The sequence below is a fragment of the Kitasatospora sp. cg17-2 genome (assembly GCF_054031055.1).
Window position 1 is genome coordinate 835424 of sequence record NZ_CM132923.1, and the last position, 19140, is coordinate 854563.

The window sequence follows — 19140 nt, forward strand, 5'->3', positions numbered from 1 at the left end:
GCGAGGCCGACGCCGGTGGCACGCGGCACCGGGTGGGTCGTCGGGTTACTGGCCGGGCTTGCGGCCGTGGTTGGCCTTCTTCTTCCGCCGGGCCCTCTTCTTGCGGGCGCGCTTGGACACGGTCGTTCTCGCTCCGATCCGAGGAGTGGGTGGTTCGGGTTCAGGCGGCGCGGCCGACCAGCTGGTCCGCGAGCTTGGCGAGGCGCTTCTGCGAGCGCTCCTCCTGCACGACGGCCGCCGTCGGGGCGAGCTCGCCGCCGTCGTAGTACTCGCCGTTGATCAGCGTCGTGGTGGGCAGGCAGAGCCGGACCACGGCCGCCGCTCCCTCCGCCGCCGGTGCGCCGACCCGCCCGTACAGCGGGAGCAGCGCGGTGTCGCACAGTCCCGGGTTGAGGCTGACGGCGGTGATGCCGGAGCCGGCCGGGGCCATGTCGGCGGTGGCCATGGTCAGGGCGAGCTGGGACTGGGCGTAGGCGGCGACGCGGGAGTACTTCTTCACGCGGTGCGGGTCGGTCCAGTTCATGGAGGCGGTGCGGTGCAGGGAGGAGGAGACGTTGACGATGCGGGCGTCGCCGGCGGCGGAGAGCGGGGCGCGCAGGAGTTTGGCGAGCAGGTGCGCGGCGAGGAAGTTGACCTGGAGGGAGACCTCGTTGCCGTCGTCGGTGAGGGTGCAGCGCTCGGGGGCCATCGCGGCGGCGTTGTTGACCAGCAGGTCGAGGGACGGGTAGTGCTTCACCACCGTTCCGGCGAGCACGGCGACCTCCGAGAGTCGGGTGAAGTCGGCTGCCAGTTCCACGAGTTGGTCCCGTCGGGCGCCGGCAGCAACGAGGCGCTCGACGGCGTCCTCGGCCTCGGCAGTGGTGCGGGCGTGGACCAGCACGGTGGCGCCGAGCCCGGCGAGCAGGCGGGCGCTCTCCCAGCCGATGCCGGAGGAGGCGCCGGTGACGAGCACGGTGCGGGCGGACAGCGTGGACAGAACAGCGTCGGACATGACCCATCCAAGGGTGGCGGGCACCGCCGGGGTGCCGAAGGACGTGACGGGTCACGCCCCCGGGGGCCGGCGGTGCGGGGAAAGTGGAACGGTGGGAGAACACGTCCGCCTCCCCGCACACGGCGGCGGGGAGGCGGACGTCCTTGAGCGGCACACGCCGGAGGCCGAGCGGGGAGGCAGGGACCTACCGGACGGTGGCGACCGCGACAGCGACGACGCGCGGCCGCGGATGCGGCGGGCGGTCGTGGTGGCGTGTCGAGCGGTTCATGTCCACCATCCAATGCGACCCCGCCGCTCCCCGGCAAGCCCCACCCGCCGCCCTGACGACTCCCTGACGACTCCCTGACGGGTCCTTGGCGCCCGGTCCGATCAGCAGTCCGGTCGACACGCCGCGGCAGCATCGGGGCAGGTCAGGTCCGGGTCAGACCGGGTCGGGCCGGATCGACCGGGCCGGGTCCACCGGGCACGGCCACCGGGCACGGCCACCGGGCCGGGGGTGCCGACGCGTCCGTGGCCACCAGGCCGGGGCCGGACGCAGCACGGCCGCCGGATCCGGTGCGACGACCAGGGCGGAGCGGAACGCCGGTTCGGGCCGACGAGGCTGCGGGCTTCCGCGCGGTCCGGCGCGCGAGGTCGTGTACTGGACGGGCCGGGCCGTGGCCCCGTGACACCCCGGCGACGGAGCGTCCGGCCGCCGCGTCAGAGTCGCGTCAAGGACGCCCGGCGACCCGCCAAGCGGACGTCAAGACGCGCATGGTGTGCGGAGATCCGGTGCTTCGCTGTGCGGCGTCCCCGTTCCCTCGCACCGGGCCGCCCGCTCCCCCGGGCGGCCTCCGGAAGGCCCCTGAACACCGATGCGCCGTTCGGCTCCCACCTCACCGGACACCACCACCGACCGGGCCGTGCCCCGGCCGGACTGGTTCCGCCGCCCGAAGGGGGCCGGCGTCCAACCGGAGCCCCCGCACCGGCGCCAGCACCAGCACCAGCACCCGAGCCACCGACCCGGATCGGGACGGCCAGGACCGGGACGGCCCGGGCGGCGCCGGCTGATCACCGCCCGCCAGCTGCGGGACGCCCTGCCGGCCGCGGTGCGCAAACTGCACCCGCGCACCATGGCCAAGAACCCGGTCATGCTGGTCGTCGAGACCGGATCCGCCCTCACCACGCTCACCGCCGTCCTCCACCCGAACGTCTTCGCCTGGATGATCAGCTTCTGGCTCTGGCTCACCGTGCTGTTCGCCAACCTCGCCGAAGCCGTCGCCGAGAGCCGCGGCAAGGCCCAGGCCGACTCGCTGCGCCGGGCGCAGGCCGGCACCACCGCCCGCCGCCTCCTGCACTGGCGGGTCGGCACCCGCGACCACCGCCACGAGAGCATCCCCGCAGAGGAGTTGCTGCTGCACGACATCGTGCTCGTCCCGGCCGGCGAGGTGGTCCCGCGCGACGGCGAGGTGGTCGAGGGCGTGGCCGCCGTCGACGAGTCGGCGATCACCGGCGAGTCCGCGCCGGTCATCCGCGAGTCCGGCGGCGACCGCACCGCCGTCACCGGCGGCACCCGCGTCCTGTCCGACCACCTGGTGGTCCGGATCACCTCCCGACCCGGGCAGAGCTTCATCGACCGGATGATCGCCCTGGTCGAGGGCGCCGACCGGCAGAAGACGCCGAACGAGATCGCGCTCAACATCCTGCTCGCCTCGCTCACCGTCGTCTTCGTCCTCTCCGTGGTCTCGCTGCAGCCGATGGCGATCTACGCCGGGTCCCCGCAGACGACCGTCGTCCTGGTGGCGCTGATGGTCGCGCTCATCCCGACCACCATCGGCGCACTGCTCTCCGCGATCGGCATCGCCGGCATGGACCGGCTGGTCCAGCGCAATGTGGTCGCGCTCTCCGGCCGGGCCGTCGAGGCGGCCGGCGACGTGGACGTGCTGCTGCTCGACAAGACCGGCACCATCACCCACGGCAACCGCCGCGCCACCGCCCTGCACCCGCTGCCCGGCGCCACCGCCGAACAGCTCGCCGAGGCCGCCCAGCTCGCCTCACTCGCCGACGGGACACCCGAGGGGCGCTCGGTCGTCGAACTGACGAACCGTCAGTACTGGGTGCCCCCGCGCGCCGAAGGCGAACTGGGCGAGCGCACCGACGTCCCGTTCACCGCGCGCAGCCGGATGAGCGGCGTCGACCTCGCCTGGCCCGACGGCACCACCTGCCTGATCCGCAAGGGCGCGGCGAACGCCGTCGCGCAGTGGGTGGTGCGCTCCGGCGGACGGCTGCCGATGGAGGCGAAGCCGCTGGTCGACCGGATCGCGGGCGACGGCGGCACCCCGCTGCTGGTGGCCGTCCACGACCGGCACGGCGCCCGCGCGCTCGGGGTCGTCGAGCTGAAGGACGTGGTCAAGGAAGGCCTCACCGAACGGTTCGCCGAACTGCGGCGGATGGGCATCAGGACGGTCATGGTCACCGGCGACAACCCGCTGACCGCCCGGGCGATCGCGGCCGAGGCGGGCGTCGACGACTTCCTCGCCGAGGCCACCCCCGAGGACAAGTTGGCCTACCTGCGCAAGGAGCAGGCGGCCGGGAACATGGTCGCGATGACGGGCGACGGCACCAACGACGCCCCCGCCCTCGCCCAGGCCGACGTCGGGGTCGCGATGAACACCGGCACCCCGGCCGCCAAGGAGGCCGGGAACATGGTCGACCTCGACTCCGACCCCACCAAGCTGATCGAGATCATCCGGATCGGCAAGCAACTGCTCATCACCCGCGGCGCGCTGACCACCTTCTCGATCACCAACGACGTCGCCAAGTTCTTCGCGATCATCCCCGCGATGTTCGCCGGCTCCTACCCGGGCCTGCGGCATCTCAACGTCATGGGCCTGCACAGCCCGACCTCGGCCATCGCCTCGGCGATCGTCTTCAACGCCCTGATCATCGTCGCCCTGATCCCGCTGGCCCTGCGCGGCGTCCGCTACCAGCCCGCCGACGCCACCGACCTGCTCCGCCGCAACCTGCGGGTCTACGGGCTCGGCGGGCTCGTGCTCCCGTTCCTCGGGATCAAGGCGATCGACCTGGTCATCCAGTTCCTCCCCGGCCTCGACTGAGGCACGGACCGGTGACCGTCATGGATCCGTCAGGAACGCTCCCGTCGCCGTCATGGTGCCGTCAGCGGCGGCCCTCGCACACCGCCGCACATCCGGGACCTTGGACCCCGCCCGCGGACCCGGCCGGCCCTGGGACGCCGGGGCGCCCACGGCGAGGCTGGTCCCGGCCCCGGGCGGTCGTGCCCGAGGCGGTCCCGAACAACGGAAGACGGGGTACTGCCATGAGCGAGTTCGTCCTGGCCGGCGTCGACGGTTCGGCCGAGAGCACCGCGGCCGCGCGGTGGGCGGCCGACGAAGCGGCACGCCGCGGCCACGCGCTGCGTCTCGTCCACGCCTGGACCTGGGAGGACGACGTCCATGCCGATCCGGGCCGACGGGAGCAGGTGCGCTCCCTGTCCGAGCGTCTGCTCGACGACGCCGCGCGGGAGGTGCGCTCGACCCACCCGGGGCTGGAGGTGCACACCGGTCTGCTGGCAGGTCACGAGCCCACCGCCGCTCTGCTCGCCGCCGCGGCCGATTCCGAGCTGTTCGTCGTCGGTTCGCTGGGTCTGGGCGGGTTCGAGAGCCTGCTCGTGGGGTCGGTGGGTCTGGACGTCGCCGCACGGTGCGAGGTGCCTGTGGTCCTGGTCCGGGCCGCGCGAACCCGGGCGGCCGGCGCCGGCGGGGCCACCGAGGTGGTCGTCGGCATCGACACCCGCGCCCCGGCGGACGAGGTCGTCGAATTCGCCTTCCAGCAGGCCGCGGCACGTGCGGCCGTGCTGCGCGCGGTTCACGGCTGGACCCCGCCGCCCGTCTGGGGCTACGCGGGCTGGGCGGCCCCGCAGGTCGACACCGAGCGGTTCCGCGCCATCGAGGCCGAGCTGCTCGGCCTGGCACTCGGCGGGTGGCGGGCCAAGTACCCCGAGGTCACCGTGGTCGAGGACACCCGGATCGGCGGCGGCGCCGGCGCGGTGGTCGACGCGTCCGGCAACGCCGCCCTGGTGGTGGTCGGCCGCCGCCGCCACCACGGCCTCGGCCTGCGCCTCGGCCCGGTCGCCCACGCCGTGATCCACCATGCCCAGGCGCCGGTCACCGTCGTCCCGCACGACTGACGGAGCCCGGTGCCCTCCGGCACCGCGCAGAGGAACGCCGCTCCGACGCCGTGGCCCGCCACCGCGGTTTCGGGGGCAGGCCGTACACGCGGACGTGCGGGCAGAGCCGGACGGCCGGCGAGCGGACCCCGCCCGCTCCCCTCCGGTCACGGCGATCCGGCCGGCCCGCTCCGCGAACCCGGCCGCGGCCTCGGCCTCGGGCCGCCGGTCCTTGTCGGCGACCGCTTCGACCCCGCGCACCCGGCCGCTGTCCGGATCGCGGATCACCGGAACCCCTCCCCCGCCGGCGGCGACGACCACGGTTCCGGCGGCCAACAGTGCCCGGACGAACGTCAGTTCGGCGATCGCCTTCAGCTGCGGGGAGGGGACGACGCGGCGCGTGCGCGCACCGTCCCTCGCGGTGGTCCAGCCGCGTTCCACTCCCATCGTCCGGGCCTGTCGGCCGGTGAGCTGTGCGCCGCTGAAGTCGGCCGACCGCTGGAACGCCGGATCGCGACGGTCGACCTCGAAGGCGCAACGGGTGCGGGTGGAGTTCTTCTCGAAGATCGGCGCGAGGTGGCGTCCGGTGAGCCGGGGTGGAGGATCCTCGGCGCGCCGGGCCGGTCCGTCCGAGGGGCCGACGGTCCCCCGTCCCCGTGCCGGCGGTCCCGGTCCACCCCGCCGGGAGTCCCGGGTCCCGGGCCCGGCCCCGCTGCGAGGGCCCGGGCCCGTCGCGGCCGGCTCGTGCGCGTACCGCGCGGGGCGGATGCCCGAGGCCGGTCGGGGCCGGGACCACCGGCCCGTCGCCGGGTCCTTCGGTCCCTTCCGGAAGCGGGTGCCCGGACGGGAGATTCAGGCCACGCCCCGGCGCCGGATCCCCGGCCCGAGCCCTCGGCGTCACGAAGGGAAGCCACGATGACCCGCTCCGTCCTTGCCGGAATCGACGGATCACCGCAGAGCGAGGCCGCGGCCCTGTGGGCGGCGGCGGAGGCCCACCGCCGGGGCTCCGCGCTCCGGCTGCTGCATGCCTGGCCCTGGCTCGATGCCGGTGACGGCGCTGCCTCGTGGCCCGGCGACCTGCGGTCGAAGGCCTTGGACACCGTCCGAGAGCTCGCCGACCGGATCCGGCGCGACCGGCCGGGCCTGCCGGTGGAGACCGCGGTGATCTCGGACGACCCCGTCGACGGCCTGGTGGCCGCGGCGAAGGGGCAGGACCTGCTGGTGCTCGGTTCCCGCGGGCTCGGCGGGTTCGCCGGCCTCCTGGTCGGCTCGGTGGGACTCGCGGTGACGGCGCGCGCCACCGTCCCCACGGTGCTGGTCCGCTTCGGGCAGGCGCCTGTCGAGCGGCCCGCGACAGCGGCGGCCGCCCGCGAGGTGCTGGTCGGTCTCGACACGGGTGAACCCGCTGACGCCGTCCTCGAATTCGCGGCCGCCGAGGCCGAGCTGCGCGGCTGCCGGCTGCGCGCCGTCCACGGTCGGAGCCTGCCGCCCTCCTGGGCGCTCGCGGGCCCGGTACCGCCACGGGCCTACCTCGTGGAGCAGGAATCCGCCGAGGCGGGCGTGGTCTCCCGGTCCCTCGCCGGGCTGCGGGCGAAGCACCCGGGCGTCGACACCATTGCCGACGTCCGCCTCGGCGGCGGCGCCCAGGCGCTGTTGGACGCCTCGGTCCACGCCGAGCTGGTCGTCGTCGGCCGGCGGGAGCGCCGACGCCGCGTGGGACCGCACCTCGGTCCGGTGGCCCATGCCGTCCTGCACCACTGCGCCGCCCCGGTCGTCGTCGTCCCCCACCCGTGAGCCGGGCGCTCCCCCCACCACCGCCGGCCCGAGCAGCGACAAGGAGCACCGCCATGAACAGCAGCCACCGGGCCGAGGGCCCGCCCGCGCCGCCGTGCGGCCACCTGCGCCGTGCCCTGGGGCGGGAGCGCAATCCGCTCAGCAGGCCCCTCGACCGGGCCCGGAGCCTGGCCCTGGTGCTCACGGCTCTCGGGGTCGTGCTCGCCGCGCTGCTCGGGGTCGGAGCCTCCGCCGTCCGCCTCACCGCCGAACAACAGCGGACCGCGGTCGCGACCGCGGTCCTGCACCACGTCGAGGCCCTGGTGGAGGGCTCCGTCCGGAAGGCGGAGGCCACCGTCCTCGGGGGGAGGACCGCCTACCGCGCGGACGCCTCGTGGAACTATCCCGCCGGGCGGAGCAACACCGGCGTCATCGACGTCCCCCGGAACACCGAGCCGGGCGCCACCGTCGGGATCTGGGTCGACCGGGACGGCCAGGTGGCGGCCACGCCTCCGAGCACCGCCGACCTCGTCGCCGACGCCGTCTGCGTGGGCCTGGTCCTCTTCGGCCTGCTCGGTGTTCTCGCCGCCGCCGGGCTCTGCGCACGGCTGGGTGCCCTCGACCGTCGGGCCGACCGGGCGTGGACGCGGGCCTGGGCCCGGCTGGAGCCCGTGTGGAGCGGCCGCGCCCCGCGCGACAGCCGCCGGGACTGATCCGGGGCGACGGCACGGCCCATTCGGTGCCGGCCGCGGGCTCCGGCGGAACTCGCCCCGGGCCGGACAGGGCCGTCCGGCCCTATCGCAACCGCCCCCGGTCACGCCAGACTTCGCGGTGGTTCCACGCGACCCGCCACCCGGGCGGGCCCACGGGGTTGGAGTGGTGATGACGGAGAGTCCGGCGGTCGGGGCGCGCGGCCCGGTCAAGGTGTTCCTGATGGACGACCACGAGGTGGTCCGCCGGGGCGTTCACGACCTGCTGGACGCGGAGCCCGACCTCCAGGTGGTCGGCGAGGCCGGCACCGTCGAGCAGGCGCTCGCCCGTGTGCCCGCGCTGCGGCCGGACGTCGCGATTCTCGACATGCGGCTGCCGGACGGCGACGGGGTGACGGTCTGCCGCGAACTGCGCTCGCGGATGCCCGACCTGGCCTGCCTGATCCTCACCTCGTTCGACGACGAGGAAGCACTGCTGGACGCCATCATGGCCGGGGCCTCCGGCTACGTCCTCAAGCAGATCAGCGGCACCGACCTCGTCTCCGCCGTACGCACCGTCGCCTCCGGCCAGTCGATGCTCGACCCCGGCGCCACCACCCGGCTGATGGCCCGTCTGCGCGGCGACGCCGCCCCCGCGCCGAGCTCCGACCTGCCACAGCTGACCGACCGCGAGCGCGAGGTCCTGGCCCTGGTCGGCGAGGGACTCACCAATCGCCAGATCGGCCAGCGGCTCTACCTCGCCGAGAAGACCGTCAAGAACCACATCTCGCGTCTGCTGGCCAAACTCGGCGTCGAACGGCGCGTCCAGGCCGCCCTGATCGCCACCCGGACCCCGGCCGACCCCACCCGTCCCCCCGGGCAGGCCGGCCGCTGAACCGGCCGGACGGGGAGACCCGGCCGGGCAGGTCCGGTCGGCAGCAGGACCGGGGACCAACGGCCTCTCCCCCGGCGCCGGGCGCGGCGGCACCATCGGTGTCATGACACCTCACTCCACGACGCTGGACGAGTGGGAATGCCGACGACGCCTCGCCGGCCTCGCGGTCGGCCGGGTCGTCTACACCGTCGACGCGCTGCCCGCCGTCCAGCCCGCCCGCTACAGCCTCGGCGCCGACGGCAGCGTCCTGCTGAGCGCCGGGTCCGACCTGGTCCGCGCGGTGTCCGGCGCGATCGTCGCCTTCGAGGCAGGAGAGCTCGACGCCACCGAAGGCGACGGCTGGAGCGTGACCGTCCTCGGCCGCGCCGATGTGATGCCGGACCGGGCAGCGAGCGGTCCCACCGACACGGTCACCGTCCGGATCCTTCCCGAACTGGTGAGCGGCCGCCTGTTCGCGTCGAGACGCCCGGACAGGCTCTGACCGGACCTCGGCGTTCCGGGCCTCCGACACCCCGCACCGGCAAACGGGTCAGTGCACCAGGGGCACCGACCAGGCCAGCCTGGTACCGCCGGACTCGGGGCTCGCCAGCTCGAACGCTCCCCCCAGGCTCTCGGCACGCTCGGCGAGGTTGCGCAGTCCGCTTCGCCGGCCCTGCTCCGCGATGCCCACGCCGTCGTCCTGGACCGTGAGCAGCACCTGTGACCCGGTCGCCTGCAGCACCACCTCGACCCGCTTCGCGTGTGCGTGCCGGGCCGCGTTGCTCAGGGCCTCGCCCAGGACCGCCACCACGTGGTCGGCCAACTCCGCCGACACGTCGGTGTCGAGCAGACCCTCCATGCTCAGTCGGGGCGGGAAGCCCAGTGCCGCCTGCGCCTCCTCGGCCACCCGCACGACCCGCGACCGCAGACCCTGGTCGCCCTCCTCCGCACGCGCCCGCAGCCCGAAGATCGTGGACCGGATGATCTTGATCGTCTCGTCCAGGTCCCCCACCGCCCTCAGCACCCGGTCCGAGGCTCCCGCGTGGTCGATCAGCCTGGCCGCGCTCTGCAGGGTCATCCCCGTCGCGAACAGCCGCTGGATCGCCAGGTCGTGCAGATCGCGGGCGATCCGGTCCCGGTCCTCCAGCATCACCAACTGCTCGGCGTCCCGGCGGCGTTCGGCAAGCTCCAGCGCCAGCGCCGCCTGATCGGCGAAGCCCAGCAGCGGAGCGATCTCCCGGTCCGTGAACGCCGCCTCCGCCGTCCGCCGCGCCAGCAGCAGCACGCCGTCCACCGGACCGCCCGCCCGGCCCAACGGCACGGCCACCGCCGGTCCGAGACCGTCGGACCGCCACGGCCCGGCCGGGAACCGCGGATCGCCGGCCAGGTCCACCGTGGCCGCCGGAGTGCCCTGCACGCACGCCTCACCCGCCAACGTGCCCTCCAGCGGCACGTCCAGGCCCAGCCTCCCGGCCGCGTCCCCGCCCAGCGCCAGCTCCACCCGCATCGTCCCGGTCCCCGGCACGGGCACCGAGACGTCCGAGAGCTCGGCACCGGTGATCTCCCGCGCCCGACGCGCGATCAGCTCGACCACCTCCGAGCGGGACCCTCCCGACAGCAGCCCGCGGGTGATCTCCGCACTGGTACCGAGCCAGCGCTGCTGACGCTGCGCCTCCTCGTACAGCCGGGCGTTGTCGATCGCCACCCCGGCCGCCACCGCCAGCGTGGAGATCACCGACTCGTCGTCGGTGTCGAACTCCTCGCCGGAGCGCTTGTCGGTCAGGTACAGGTTGCCGAACACCTCCTCGCGCACCCGCACCGGCACCCCGAGGAACGCCCGCATCACCGGGTGGTGCACCGGGCAGCCGTACGACGACGGGTGCTCCGAGAGGTCGGCCAGCCGAAGCGGCTCCGGCCGGCGGATCAGCTCCCCCAGGAGGCCCCGGCCCGTCGGATAGGGTCCGATCCGCTCGATCTCCTCCTCGGACAGGCCCACCGTGAGGAACTGCGAGAGCGTCTCGCCGTCGGGACCGATCACCCCGAGCGCCGCGTACCGGGCGTCCACCAGCACCGCGGCCGCCTCCACGATGCGCCGGAGCACCTGCGTCAGGTCGAGCTCCCGGCCCACCGACAGGACGACCTCCAGCAGGCTGTGCACCCGGTCCCGGGTGCCCCGGGCCGCGTCGATCCTCGCCTGCAACTCCTCCAGCAACTCGTCCAGCCTCAGCTGCGGGATCCTCGACCGAACCTCGTCCCCACCCACGCGAGCCTCCTCGTCCCGTGCCATCGGCCGGTCGATTCTGGCAGACGACGGTGACGGCGTGACAGCGCCCGGACCCCCGCTTTTCGGACGCGCGACGACACCTGTTCCGTCCGGCACCGAGTCCGATCAGGTCGACGGTTGCCACGCAACGCCATACGTCCGGCCGACGGCCGACGCGCCGGGCGCCGCCACCGGGCACCGGGCAAACGGGCGGTAGGCCGCGACGGAGGTCGCGGCCGGCCCGGGGTGGTGGTGCACGGACGTCAGCGGAGCCAGGCGTTGTCGCGGACCACCGGCAGCTCCGCCCAGCGGCGGCCCAGGCCCCAGGTGGCGCCGGAGCCGGTCACGGCCAGGACGACCAGGACCAGGGCGTAGAGGACGTGGTAGTCGAGCAGCGGATTGGTGGATCCGCTCGCGGCGCCGTCGGCCAGGTGGCGGGCGGGCGGCCACTCGGCGGCCCACATCAGGGCGAGCAGGGCTGTGCCCCCCACCGCGGCGATCCGCAGCCCGACACCGCCGATCAGCGCGAGACCGAGACCGAGGAGGCTCAGCATGAACATCCAGTCCACCCAGGCCTGGCCGGCCATGGCGTGGAAGGTCCCGCGGAACGGCCCCGCCGCGACGTGGCTCATGAAGCCCTTGGCGGGTGAGGCTCCGTCGACCCAGGCGCGGCCGTCGGCGGTGGCGTAGCCGAGGCCGAAGGTCTTGTCGAGGAAGGCCCAGAGGAAGAGCGCCCCGAGCGCGATCCGGACGGTCGCGAGAGCTGCGGCCGTGGCCGACACGGTGTGCGCGGCGCTCTGCCGGGCGACAGAGCGACGGAGGGTGGCGCGGCGGGGCGTCAGGGGCGTGTGGGCGTGCTGGGTGGCCATGATCGGTTCTCCTCCGGTGGGGGTGGTTCGTCGGTGGCGGTCCGTTCGAGCCGGTGCGCCCGTGCGCCCGGTTCCGACTCGGGTCGAGCAGAATTTCGGGGTGGTCCGGGACGAGCGCCCGTGGCAGTGCCGCCTGCGGTGAGGAGGCGGCGCGGACGACCGTTTCGATCGCGGTCCCGGCGTCTGCTCACAGCGTGCGCCGTCGGTGCCGCGCCGGTCTGCGGGCCGTTGGTCCCGGCTGCCGGAACGACGGTCCCGGTGCGGCCGGCGCTCCCCGGGAGCACCGGCCGCACCGGGACCTTCGGTACCGAGGTGGGGCTGCTCGGCCCCTGTGGCCGGGCCACGGGCCGGCGGGACTGTGGTCGCCGGACGGGACCGTGCGCACCGGCGCCACGGCCGGCCGGGGACCAGGAGGTCACAGTCATGTCGCACGGTGTGGTGGTGGGGATCGACGGTTCGGCACAGAGCGCGGCGGCGGCCGCGTGGGCGGCCGGGGAGGCCGAGCGCAGGGGGCTCGGGCTGCACATCGTCCACGTCGCGGGGACGGAGTTCGACGCCCTGGAACGCGACCTCGGCGGTGACACCGTGGTCCCGCAACCGATCGCGGAGATCCGCGACCGCGTGGCGGCCGCGCTGCCCGGATCGGCGGTGTCCTTCGAGATCTGGCCCGGGAATCCGGCGGAGACGCTCGCCGCCGTCGGCGGGCGGGCGGAGCTGCTGGTCCTCGGGTCGCGCGGCCTCGGCGGCTTCACCGGCCTGCTGGTCGGCTCCGTGGGACTGCGGACCGCCGCCCGCGCAGCCTGCCCCGTGGTGCTGGTCCGCGCCGGGGAGGACGGACCGGGGGGACCGTCCGCCGACGTCGTCGTGGGCGCGGAGGGTGACCGGCCGTGCGACGCCGTGCTCGACTTCGCCTTCCGGCACGCGGCCGACACCGGTTCCGCGCTGCGGGTGGTGGAGAGCCGGACCACGTCGCACGGCCCGTACGCGACCGAGGCCCCCGTCGACCAGTGGCAGATCAGGGAGTCGATGGCGTCCGCCGAGCAGCTGCGCCTGCGGGACGCCCTGTCGCGCTGGCGGGAGAAGTACCCCGACGTCCGTACGGAGGCGGAGGTCTGCGCCTGGAGCCCCGCGCGGGCCCTGGTGGAAGCCTCCCGCAGCGCCTCCCTGGTCGTGCTCGGACGGCGTACTCCCAAGCACCAGCCGACGGCACCCCGGCTGGGGTCGGTGACGCAGTCGGTGCTGCACCACGCGCACAGCCCCGTCGCCGTCGTACCGCACGACTGAACGACTGAACGACTGAACGACTGAACGACCGTGTCGGCGGCGGCGGTGCCGCGTCACCGTGGCGGCACCACCGCCGACGCCGCCCCGGAGGCCGCACCACCTCCCGCGACGGACGGCCGGGCCGGGACCGACGGCGTTCCGCAGCAGGGACCTTCGGACCGGAACCGGGTCCCGAAGGGCCGGTCCGCCCCCCGCCCCGCACGAGCAACCCTTGAACAGAAGGCGCCCGCGGTCCCGCCGGCGCCCGGCAGTCGGACGATGACCCGGAGAGGCAGTCCACCATGTCCCCTCGCCCCACGAACGAGGCCGACCAGTCCCCCGCGAGCACCCCGCCCACCCGTCCCGGCGCAGTCGAACCGCTGGTCGCGGACGCCCTGACGGCCCTGCGGGAGTACGCCTGCTTCACCCAGGAGCAGGTCGACCGCATCGTCAAGAAGGCTTCGCTGGCCGCGCTGGCCCGGCACACGGCGCTCGCGGTCCTGGCCGTCGAGGAGACCGGGCGCGGGATCTTCGAGGACAAGGCGGTCAAGAACGTCTTCGCCTGCGAGAACGTCACCCACGTGATGGCCCGGACGAAGACGGTCGGAGTGGTGTACCGGGACGAGATCGACGGCATCGTGGAGATCGCCGAACCGGTCGGCGTCGTCGCCGGCATCACTCCCGTGACCAACCCGACCTCGACCGTGATCTTCAAGTGCCTGCTGGCGCTGAAGACCCGCAACCCGATCGTCTTCTCCTTCCACCCCTCGGCGCAGCGCTGCTCCGCCGAGGCGGCCCGGACGGTCCGGGACGCGGCGGTCGCGGCGGGGGCTCCGGCGCACTGCATCCAGTGGATCGAGAAGCCGTCGATGGCGGCCACCGCCGAACTGATGAAGCATCCGGACGTCGCCACCGTCCTGGCCACCGGCGGCAACGCGATGGTGCGGGCCGCGTACTCCTGCGGGAAGCCGGCCCTGGGTGTCGGTGCGGGCAACGTGCCCGCGTACGTCGAACGGAGCGCGGACCTCCAGCAGGCGGTGAACGACATCGTGCTGTCGAAGACCTTCGACAACGGCATGATCTGCGCCTCCGAGCAGGCGGTGGTCCTGGACGCGGAGATCCGCGACGCGGCGCTCGCCGAGTTCCACAAGCTCAAGGCCCACCACGCGAGCGCCGAGGAGAAGGCGCTGCTGGAGCGGTACCTGTTCGGCGTCGAGGGCGGCGAGGCCTGCTCCGGCGGCCGGCTGAACGCGGCGGTGGTGGGCCGCTCGGCCGCGCAGATCGCGGAGGCGGCGGGCTTCGGGGTGCCGGCCGACACCTCGGTGATCCTGGCCGACTGCGAGCGGGTGGGCCCCGCCGAGCCCCTGACCCGGGAGAAGCTCTGCCCCGTGCTGGCCGTCCTGACGGCGGGCTCCCGCGAGGAGGGCGTCGAACTGGCGGCCTCGATGGTGGAGTTCGACGGGCTCGGCCACTCCGCCGCGGTGCACACCCGGGACGAGGCGTTCGTCGAGGAGTTCGGGCACGCGGTCAAGGCCTGCCGGATCATCTGGAACGCGCCCAGCTCGCAGGGCGGCATCGGCGACGTCTACAACGCCTTCACGCCCTCACTGACCCTGGGCTGCGGCAGCTACGGGCACAACTCCGTCGCCGGGAACGTCTCGGCGCTGAACCTCCTCAACATCAAGCGGGTCGGGCGGCGCAACACCAACATGCAGTGGTTCAAGGTCCCGCCGAAGATCTACTTCGAGCGCAACTCCGTCAAGTACCTGGCGAGCATGCCGAACGCGCACCGGATCGTCGTCGTCACCGACCACACCATGGTGGAGATCGGCCACCTGGAGCGGATCCGGGGCGTGCTCGACCGCCGCCGGGAGCCGGTCGAGGTGCGGGTGATCGACTACGTCGAGCCCAACCCCAGCATCGACACGGTGCGCAGGGGCGCCGAGCTGATGCGGGAGTTCGAGCCGGACACCATCGTCGCGCTCGGCGGCGGCTCGCCGATGGACGCCGCCAAGGTGATGTGGCTGATGTACGAGCACCCCGAGGTCGAGTTCGCCGACCTCAAGGAGAAGTTCTTCGACATCCGCAAGCGCGCCTTCACCTTCCCCGACCTCGGCGAGAGGGCGAAGCTGGTCTGCGTCCCCACCACGTCGGGCACCGGCAGCGAGGTCACCCCCTTCGCGGTGATCACCGACACCGCCACCGGACAGAAGTACCCGCTGGCCGACTACGCGCTGACCCCGAGCGTGGCCATCGTCGACCCGGCCCTCACCACCCGGCTGCCGGCCGACGTCACCGCCGACACCGGCTTCGACGCCCTGACGCACTGCATCGAGACCTACGTCTCGGTCTACGCCAACGACTTCACCGACGGACTGGCCCTCCAGGGCATCCGGCTGATCTTCGAGAACCTGGAGCGGGCCGTCACCGACGGCCCGGACGACCCGGAGGCCCGGGAGAGGATGCACAACGCCGGGACCATCGCCGGCATGGCCTTCGGCTCGGCGTTCCTCGGCGCCGTCCACGCCATGGCGCACACCCTGGGCGCCACCTTCCACGTCGCCCACGGCCGCACCAACGCGCTGCTGCTGCCGCACGTCATCCGCTGGAACGGCTCCGCGCCGACCAAGGTCACCGGCTGGCCGAAGTACCGCAGTTACGTGGCCCCCGAACGCTACCGGGCGATCGCCCGGATGCTCGGCCTGCCCGCCGCCACCCCGGAACAGGGCGTCGAGTCCCTCGCGGCCGCGGTCGAGGACCTGCGCGACCGGGCCGGCATCCCCCGCTCGTTCAAGGCGGCCGGTGTCGACGAGGCGGCCTTCCTCGCCGCCCTGCCCCAGCAGGCCATGAACGCCTACGAGGACCAGTGCGCCCCCGCCAACCCCCGGATGCCGATGCTCGCCGACATGCAGCGGCTGATGCGCCGGGCCTACTACGGCGACCAGGCCTGAGAAGGGAAACCGAGATGACCACCGCACCGCACACGCAGCCTGCGCCCGCCCCGGCCTGGGAGGGCTTCCGCGGTGAAGCCTGGCGGGACGCGATCGACGTCCGCGACTTCATCCAGCACAACTACACCCCCTACGAGGGCGACGCCGGCTTCCTGACCGGCCCCACCGAGCGGACCACCGAGGTGTGGCGGCGGATCACCGACCGCTTCCCCGAGGAGCGCGCCAAGGGCGTGTACGACGTCGCGCACGACATCCCGTCCACCATCACCGCACACGCCCCGGGCTGGATCGACCGGGAGCGGGAGCTGATCGTCGGGCTCCAGACCGACGCCCCGCTCAAGCGCGCGATCATGCCCAACGGCGGCTGGCGGATGGTCGCGGGAGCGCTGAGGACGTACGGCTACCCGGTCGACCCGCAGCTGGAGAAGACCTTCACCGAGTACCGCAAGACCCACAACGCGGGGGTCTTCGACGCCTACACCTCCGACATCCGGGCCGCCCGGCGGGCCGGCGTCATCACCGGCCTGCCCGACTCCTACGGCCGCGGCCGGATCATCGGCGACTACCGCCGGGTCGCCCTGTACGGCGTGGACCGGCTGATCGGGGCCAAGCTCGCCGAGAAGTCGGAGCTGGACGCCGCTCCGCGCGATCCGGCACGGCTGGAGGAGACGATCCGCGAGCGCGAGGAACTCGCCGAGCAGATCCGGGCCCTGGGCGAGCTGAAGGAGATGGCCTCGGCCTACGGGTACGACCTCTCCGGTCCGGCCCGCACCGGCCGGGAGGCGGTCCAGTGGCTGTACTTCGCCTACCTGGCGGCCGTCAAGGAGCAGAACGGCGCCGCCATGTCGCTGGGCCGCACCTCGACCTTCCTGGACGTCTACCTCCAGCGCGACCTGGACGCCGGACTCCTGACCGAGCAGCAGGCCCAGGAGCTGATCGACGACTTCGTCGTCAAGCTGCGGATCGTCCGCTTCCTGCGCACCCCCGAGTACGACGAGCTGTTCTCCGGGGACCCGACCTGGGTCACCGAGTCGATCGGCGGCATGGGCACGGACGGCCGCACCCTGGTCACCCGGACGTCGTTCCGCTACCTGCAGACCCTGTACAACCTCGGCCCGGCCCCCGAGCCGAACATGACCGTCTTCTGGTCCCCCCGACTTCCCCGGGGGTTCAAGGAGTTCTGCGCGCGGGTGTCGATCGACACCTCCTCGGTGCAGTACGAGTCGGACGAGCTGATGCGCCCGCGCTTCGGCGACGACACCGCGATCGCCTGCTGCGTCTCCGCCATGGAGGTCGGCAAGCAGATGCAGTTCTTCGGCGCCCGGGTCAACCTCGCCAAGACACTGCTCTACGCGATCAACGGCGGCCGGGACGAGAAGTCCGGCGAACAGGTCGGCCCGGCCACCGCCCCGGTCGGCGGCGACGTGCTCGACCACGAGGAGGTGCTGGCCCGCTTCGACGAGCAACTGGACTGGCTCGCCGAGACGTACGTCCACGCGTTGAACGTCATCCACTACATGCACGACAGGTACGCCTACGAGCGGCTCGAAATGGCCCTGCACGACCGGGACGTCCGGCGCACCATGGCCTGCGGCATCGCCGGACTCGCGGTGGCCGCCGACTCGCTCGCCGCGATCGAGTACGCGAAGGTGACCCCGGTGCGGGACGCCACCGGGCTGGTCACCGACTACCTGGTCGAGGGCGACCACCCCACCTACGGCAACAACGACGACCGCGTGGACGCGATCGCGGTCCGGCTGGTCGAGGACTTCATGGGCAAGGTCCGCAAGCACCCCACCTACCGCGGCGCCGAGCACACCCAGTCCGTGCTGACCATCACCTCCAACGTGGTCTACGGCCGGAAGACCGGCAACACCCCGGACGGGCGCAGGGCCGGCGAGCCGTTCTCCCCCGGCGCCAACCCGATGAACGGGCGCGACCGCCACGGCTACGTGGCCAGCGCGCTGTCCGTCGCCAAGCTGCCGTACGAGCACGCCGAGGACGGCATCTCGCTCACCAACACCGTCGCCCCGGACGCGCTGGGCCGCACCGCGGCGGAGCGGATCACCAACCTGGTCGGCGTACTGGACGGCTACGTCGCCTGCCACGGCTTCCACATGAACGTCAACGTCCTGAACCGGGACACCCTCGTGGACGCCATGGCCCACCCGGAGAAGTACCCGCAGCTGACGATCCGGGTCAGCGGGTACGCGGTCAACTTCGTCCGCCTCACCCGCGAACAGCAGCTCGACGTGATCGGCCGCACCTTCCACGACGCGCTGTAGCCCCGACCGCCCCCTCGCGGTGCCGACGCCTCCCCGACCGGGGCGCCGGCACCGCGCCCTGTCGAAGGAGCACACCCCATGGCCGAGCCCACCCCCGCCGACCGGGCAGCCACCCGGCGCCCGGTGACCGGCACGCTGCACTCCTGGGACCTGTCGACGGGCGTCGACGGCCCCGGCACCCGCTTCGTCGCCTTCCTCGCCGGCTGCCCGCTGCGCTGCCTGTACTGCCACAACCCCGACACCCGGCACATGCGCGACGGACAGCCCTCCTCCGCCGACGGGATCGTCCAGGAGGCCGCCAAGTACACCGCGTTCATCCGCGCCTCCGGCGGCGGCGCGACCGTCAGCGGCGGCGAGCCGCTCCTCCAGCCCGGGCTCACCGGCGAGCTGCTGCACCGCTTCAAGCACGAACTCGGCCTGCACACCGCGCTGGACACCTCGGGCTTCCTCGGCGCCCGCGCCACCGACGCGCTGCTCGCCGACACCGACCTCGTCCTGCTCGACATCAAGTCCTGGGACAACGCGCTCCACCGGCACCTGACCGGGCAGGAACTCGCCCCCACCCTGGAGTTCGCCCGCCGTCTGGCCGGCCTCGGCACCGAGGTCTGGGTCCGCTTCGTCCTCGTCCCCGGCCTGACCGACGCCGCCGGGAACATCGAGGGCGTCGCCGCGTTCACGGCCTCGCTCGGCAACGTCACCCGGGTCGACGTGCTGCCCTTCCACAAACTCGGCGCCGCCAAGTGGCGCGCCCTCGGCCTCGACTTCCCCCTCGCCGACACCCCGGTGCCCACACCCGGCCGGACCGCCGAGGCCCGCGCCGTCTTCGAGGCGTACGGCCTGCACGCCGTCTGACCCCTGCCGGGACCGCTCGCAGGGCCCCTCGGACCGGTTCGCGTGCCTGCCGGTCGGGTCGCTCGTTATGATCACGGCCTCGCTGAGCCGAGCAGGGCCCTACGACGACGAAAGGCCCCCGCTCCACCATGACCCACCCCTTGCGTGAGCCGTGTCCGACCCGGC

General features: G+C 73.7%; 14 protein-coding genes. 10 read left to right on the plus strand and 4 right to left on the minus strand.

The window, feature by feature from the left end; translation table 11 throughout:
* Positions 1-45 precede the first annotated feature (45 nt).
* Positions 46-120, minus strand: a complete 75-nt coding sequence (locus ACW14Y_RS03445; RefSeq protein ID WP_456988047.1) for a 50S ribosomal protein bL37 — start codon at positions 118-120, stop codon at positions 46-48.
* A gap of 40 nt (positions 121-160) precedes the next feature.
* Entirely contained in the window at positions 161-991 is an 831-nt protein-coding gene (locus tag ACW14Y_RS03450) for an SDR family NAD(P)-dependent oxidoreductase (protein WP_380307838.1), read from the minus strand.
* An 854-nt stretch (positions 992-1845) separates the two neighbouring features.
* Between ACW14Y_RS03450 and kdpB the strand changes: the two genes are divergently transcribed.
* From kdpB to ACW14Y_RS03480, 6 genes are all read left to right on the plus strand, one after another.
* Complete coding sequence (gene kdpB / locus ACW14Y_RS03455; RefSeq protein WP_456985817.1) at positions 1846-4086, plus strand: potassium-transporting ATPase subunit KdpB; 2241 nt, start codon at positions 1846-1848, stop codon at positions 4084-4086.
* Between the two features lie 221 nt (positions 4087-4307).
* Positions 4308-5177, plus strand: coding sequence for a universal stress protein (locus tag ACW14Y_RS03460; protein WP_456985818.1), 870 nt, complete (start codon positions 4308-4310; stop codon positions 5175-5177).
* 894 nt (positions 5178-6071) lie between these two features.
* Entirely contained in the window at positions 6072-6950 is an 879-nt protein-coding gene (locus tag ACW14Y_RS03465) for a universal stress protein (RefSeq protein ID WP_380394103.1), read from the plus strand.
* Between the two features lie 53 nt (positions 6951-7003).
* Entirely contained in the window at positions 7004-7642 is a 639-nt protein-coding gene (locus tag ACW14Y_RS03470) for an Rv1733c family protein (protein WP_456985819.1), read from the plus strand.
* Positions 7643-7811: 169 nt separating this feature from the next.
* Positions 7812-8513, plus strand: a complete 702-nt coding sequence (locus ACW14Y_RS03475; protein ID WP_380307828.1) for a response regulator — start codon at positions 7812-7814, stop codon at positions 8511-8513.
* A 103-nt stretch (positions 8514-8616) separates the two neighbouring features.
* Positions 8617-8994, plus strand: coding sequence for a pyridoxamine 5'-phosphate oxidase family protein (locus ACW14Y_RS03480; protein ID WP_380394097.1), 378 nt, complete (start codon positions 8617-8619; stop codon positions 8992-8994).
* A 48-nt stretch (positions 8995-9042) separates the two neighbouring features.
* On the opposite strand, the gene ACW14Y_RS03485 is transcribed toward ACW14Y_RS03480, so the two are convergent.
* Positions 9043-10779 carry a GAF domain-containing protein gene (locus tag ACW14Y_RS03485; protein WP_456985820.1) on the minus strand — a complete coding sequence of 579 codons (1737 nt, stop codon included), beginning with the start codon at positions 10777-10779 and terminating at the stop codon, positions 9043-9045.
* 239 nt (positions 10780-11018) lie between these two features.
* Entirely contained in the window at positions 11019-11624 is a 606-nt protein-coding gene (locus ACW14Y_RS03490; RefSeq protein ID WP_456985821.1) for a hypothetical protein, read from the minus strand.
* Between the two features lie 423 nt (positions 11625-12047).
* Here ACW14Y_RS03490 and ACW14Y_RS03495 point away from each other — a divergent pair, with 423 nt between their 5' ends.
* The 4 genes from ACW14Y_RS03495 (at position 12048) to pflA (ending at position 18975) form a co-directional block, all read left to right on the plus strand.
* On the plus strand, positions 12048-12908 hold the full coding sequence (locus ACW14Y_RS03495; protein WP_456985822.1) for a universal stress protein: 861 nt from the start codon (positions 12048-12050) through the stop codon (positions 12906-12908).
* A gap of 281 nt (positions 12909-13189) precedes the next feature.
* Entirely contained in the window at positions 13190-15838 is a 2649-nt protein-coding gene (gene adhE, locus ACW14Y_RS03500) for a bifunctional acetaldehyde-CoA/alcohol dehydrogenase (RefSeq protein ID WP_456985823.1), read from the plus strand.
* A gap of 14 nt (positions 15839-15852) precedes the next feature.
* Positions 15853-18123, plus strand: a complete 2271-nt coding sequence (pflB, locus tag ACW14Y_RS03505; RefSeq protein WP_456985824.1) for a formate C-acetyltransferase — start codon at positions 15853-15855, stop codon at positions 18121-18123.
* A gap of 78 nt (positions 18124-18201) precedes the next feature.
* A complete protein-coding gene (gene pflA / locus ACW14Y_RS03510; RefSeq protein WP_456985825.1) occupies positions 18202-18975 on the plus strand; it encodes a pyruvate formate-lyase-activating protein in 774 nt (257 codons plus the stop codon).
* The last annotated feature ends 165 nt before the right edge of the window (positions 18976-19140 follow it).

What these genes read in the sequence shown, in the direction of transcription:
- ACW14Y_RS03485 (WP_456985820.1), bottom strand. Translation starts at nt 10,779, where the DNA reads ATGGCACGGGACGAGGAGGCTCGCGTGGGTGGGGACGAGGTTCGGTCG.
- pflA (WP_456985825.1), top strand. Translation starts at nt 18,202, where the DNA reads ATGGCCGAGCCCACCCCCGCCGACCGGGCAGCCACCCGGCGCCCGGTG.
- ACW14Y_RS03495 (WP_456985822.1), top strand. Translation starts at nt 12,048, where the DNA reads ATGTCGCACGGTGTGGTGGTGGGGATCGACGGTTCGGCACAGAGCGCG.
- ACW14Y_RS03480 (WP_380394097.1), top strand. Translation starts at nt 8,617, where the DNA reads ATGACACCTCACTCCACGACGCTGGACGAGTGGGAATGCCGACGACGC.
- ACW14Y_RS03475 (WP_380307828.1), top strand. Translation starts at nt 7,812, where the DNA reads ATGACGGAGAGTCCGGCGGTCGGGGCGCGCGGCCCGGTCAAGGTGTTC.
- ACW14Y_RS03465 (WP_380394103.1), top strand. Translation starts at nt 6,072, where the DNA reads ATGACCCGCTCCGTCCTTGCCGGAATCGACGGATCACCGCAGAGCGAG.
- ACW14Y_RS03450 (WP_380307838.1), bottom strand. Translation starts at nt 991, where the DNA reads ATGTCCGACGCTGTTCTGTCCACGCTGTCCGCCCGCACCGTGCTCGTC.
- pflB (WP_456985824.1), top strand. Translation starts at nt 15,853, where the DNA reads ATGACCACCGCACCGCACACGCAGCCTGCGCCCGCCCCGGCCTGGGAG.
- adhE (WP_456985823.1), top strand. Translation starts at nt 13,190, where the DNA reads ATGTCCCCTCGCCCCACGAACGAGGCCGACCAGTCCCCCGCGAGCACC.
- ACW14Y_RS03490 (WP_456985821.1), bottom strand. Translation starts at nt 11,624, where the DNA reads ATGGCCACCCAGCACGCCCACACGCCCCTGACGCCCCGCCGCGCCACC.
- kdpB (WP_456985817.1), top strand. Translation starts at nt 1,846, where the DNA reads ATGCGCCGTTCGGCTCCCACCTCACCGGACACCACCACCGACCGGGCC.
- ACW14Y_RS03470 (WP_456985819.1), top strand. Translation starts at nt 7,004, where the DNA reads ATGAACAGCAGCCACCGGGCCGAGGGCCCGCCCGCGCCGCCGTGCGGC.
- ACW14Y_RS03460 (WP_456985818.1), top strand. Translation starts at nt 4,308, where the DNA reads ATGAGCGAGTTCGTCCTGGCCGGCGTCGACGGTTCGGCCGAGAGCACC.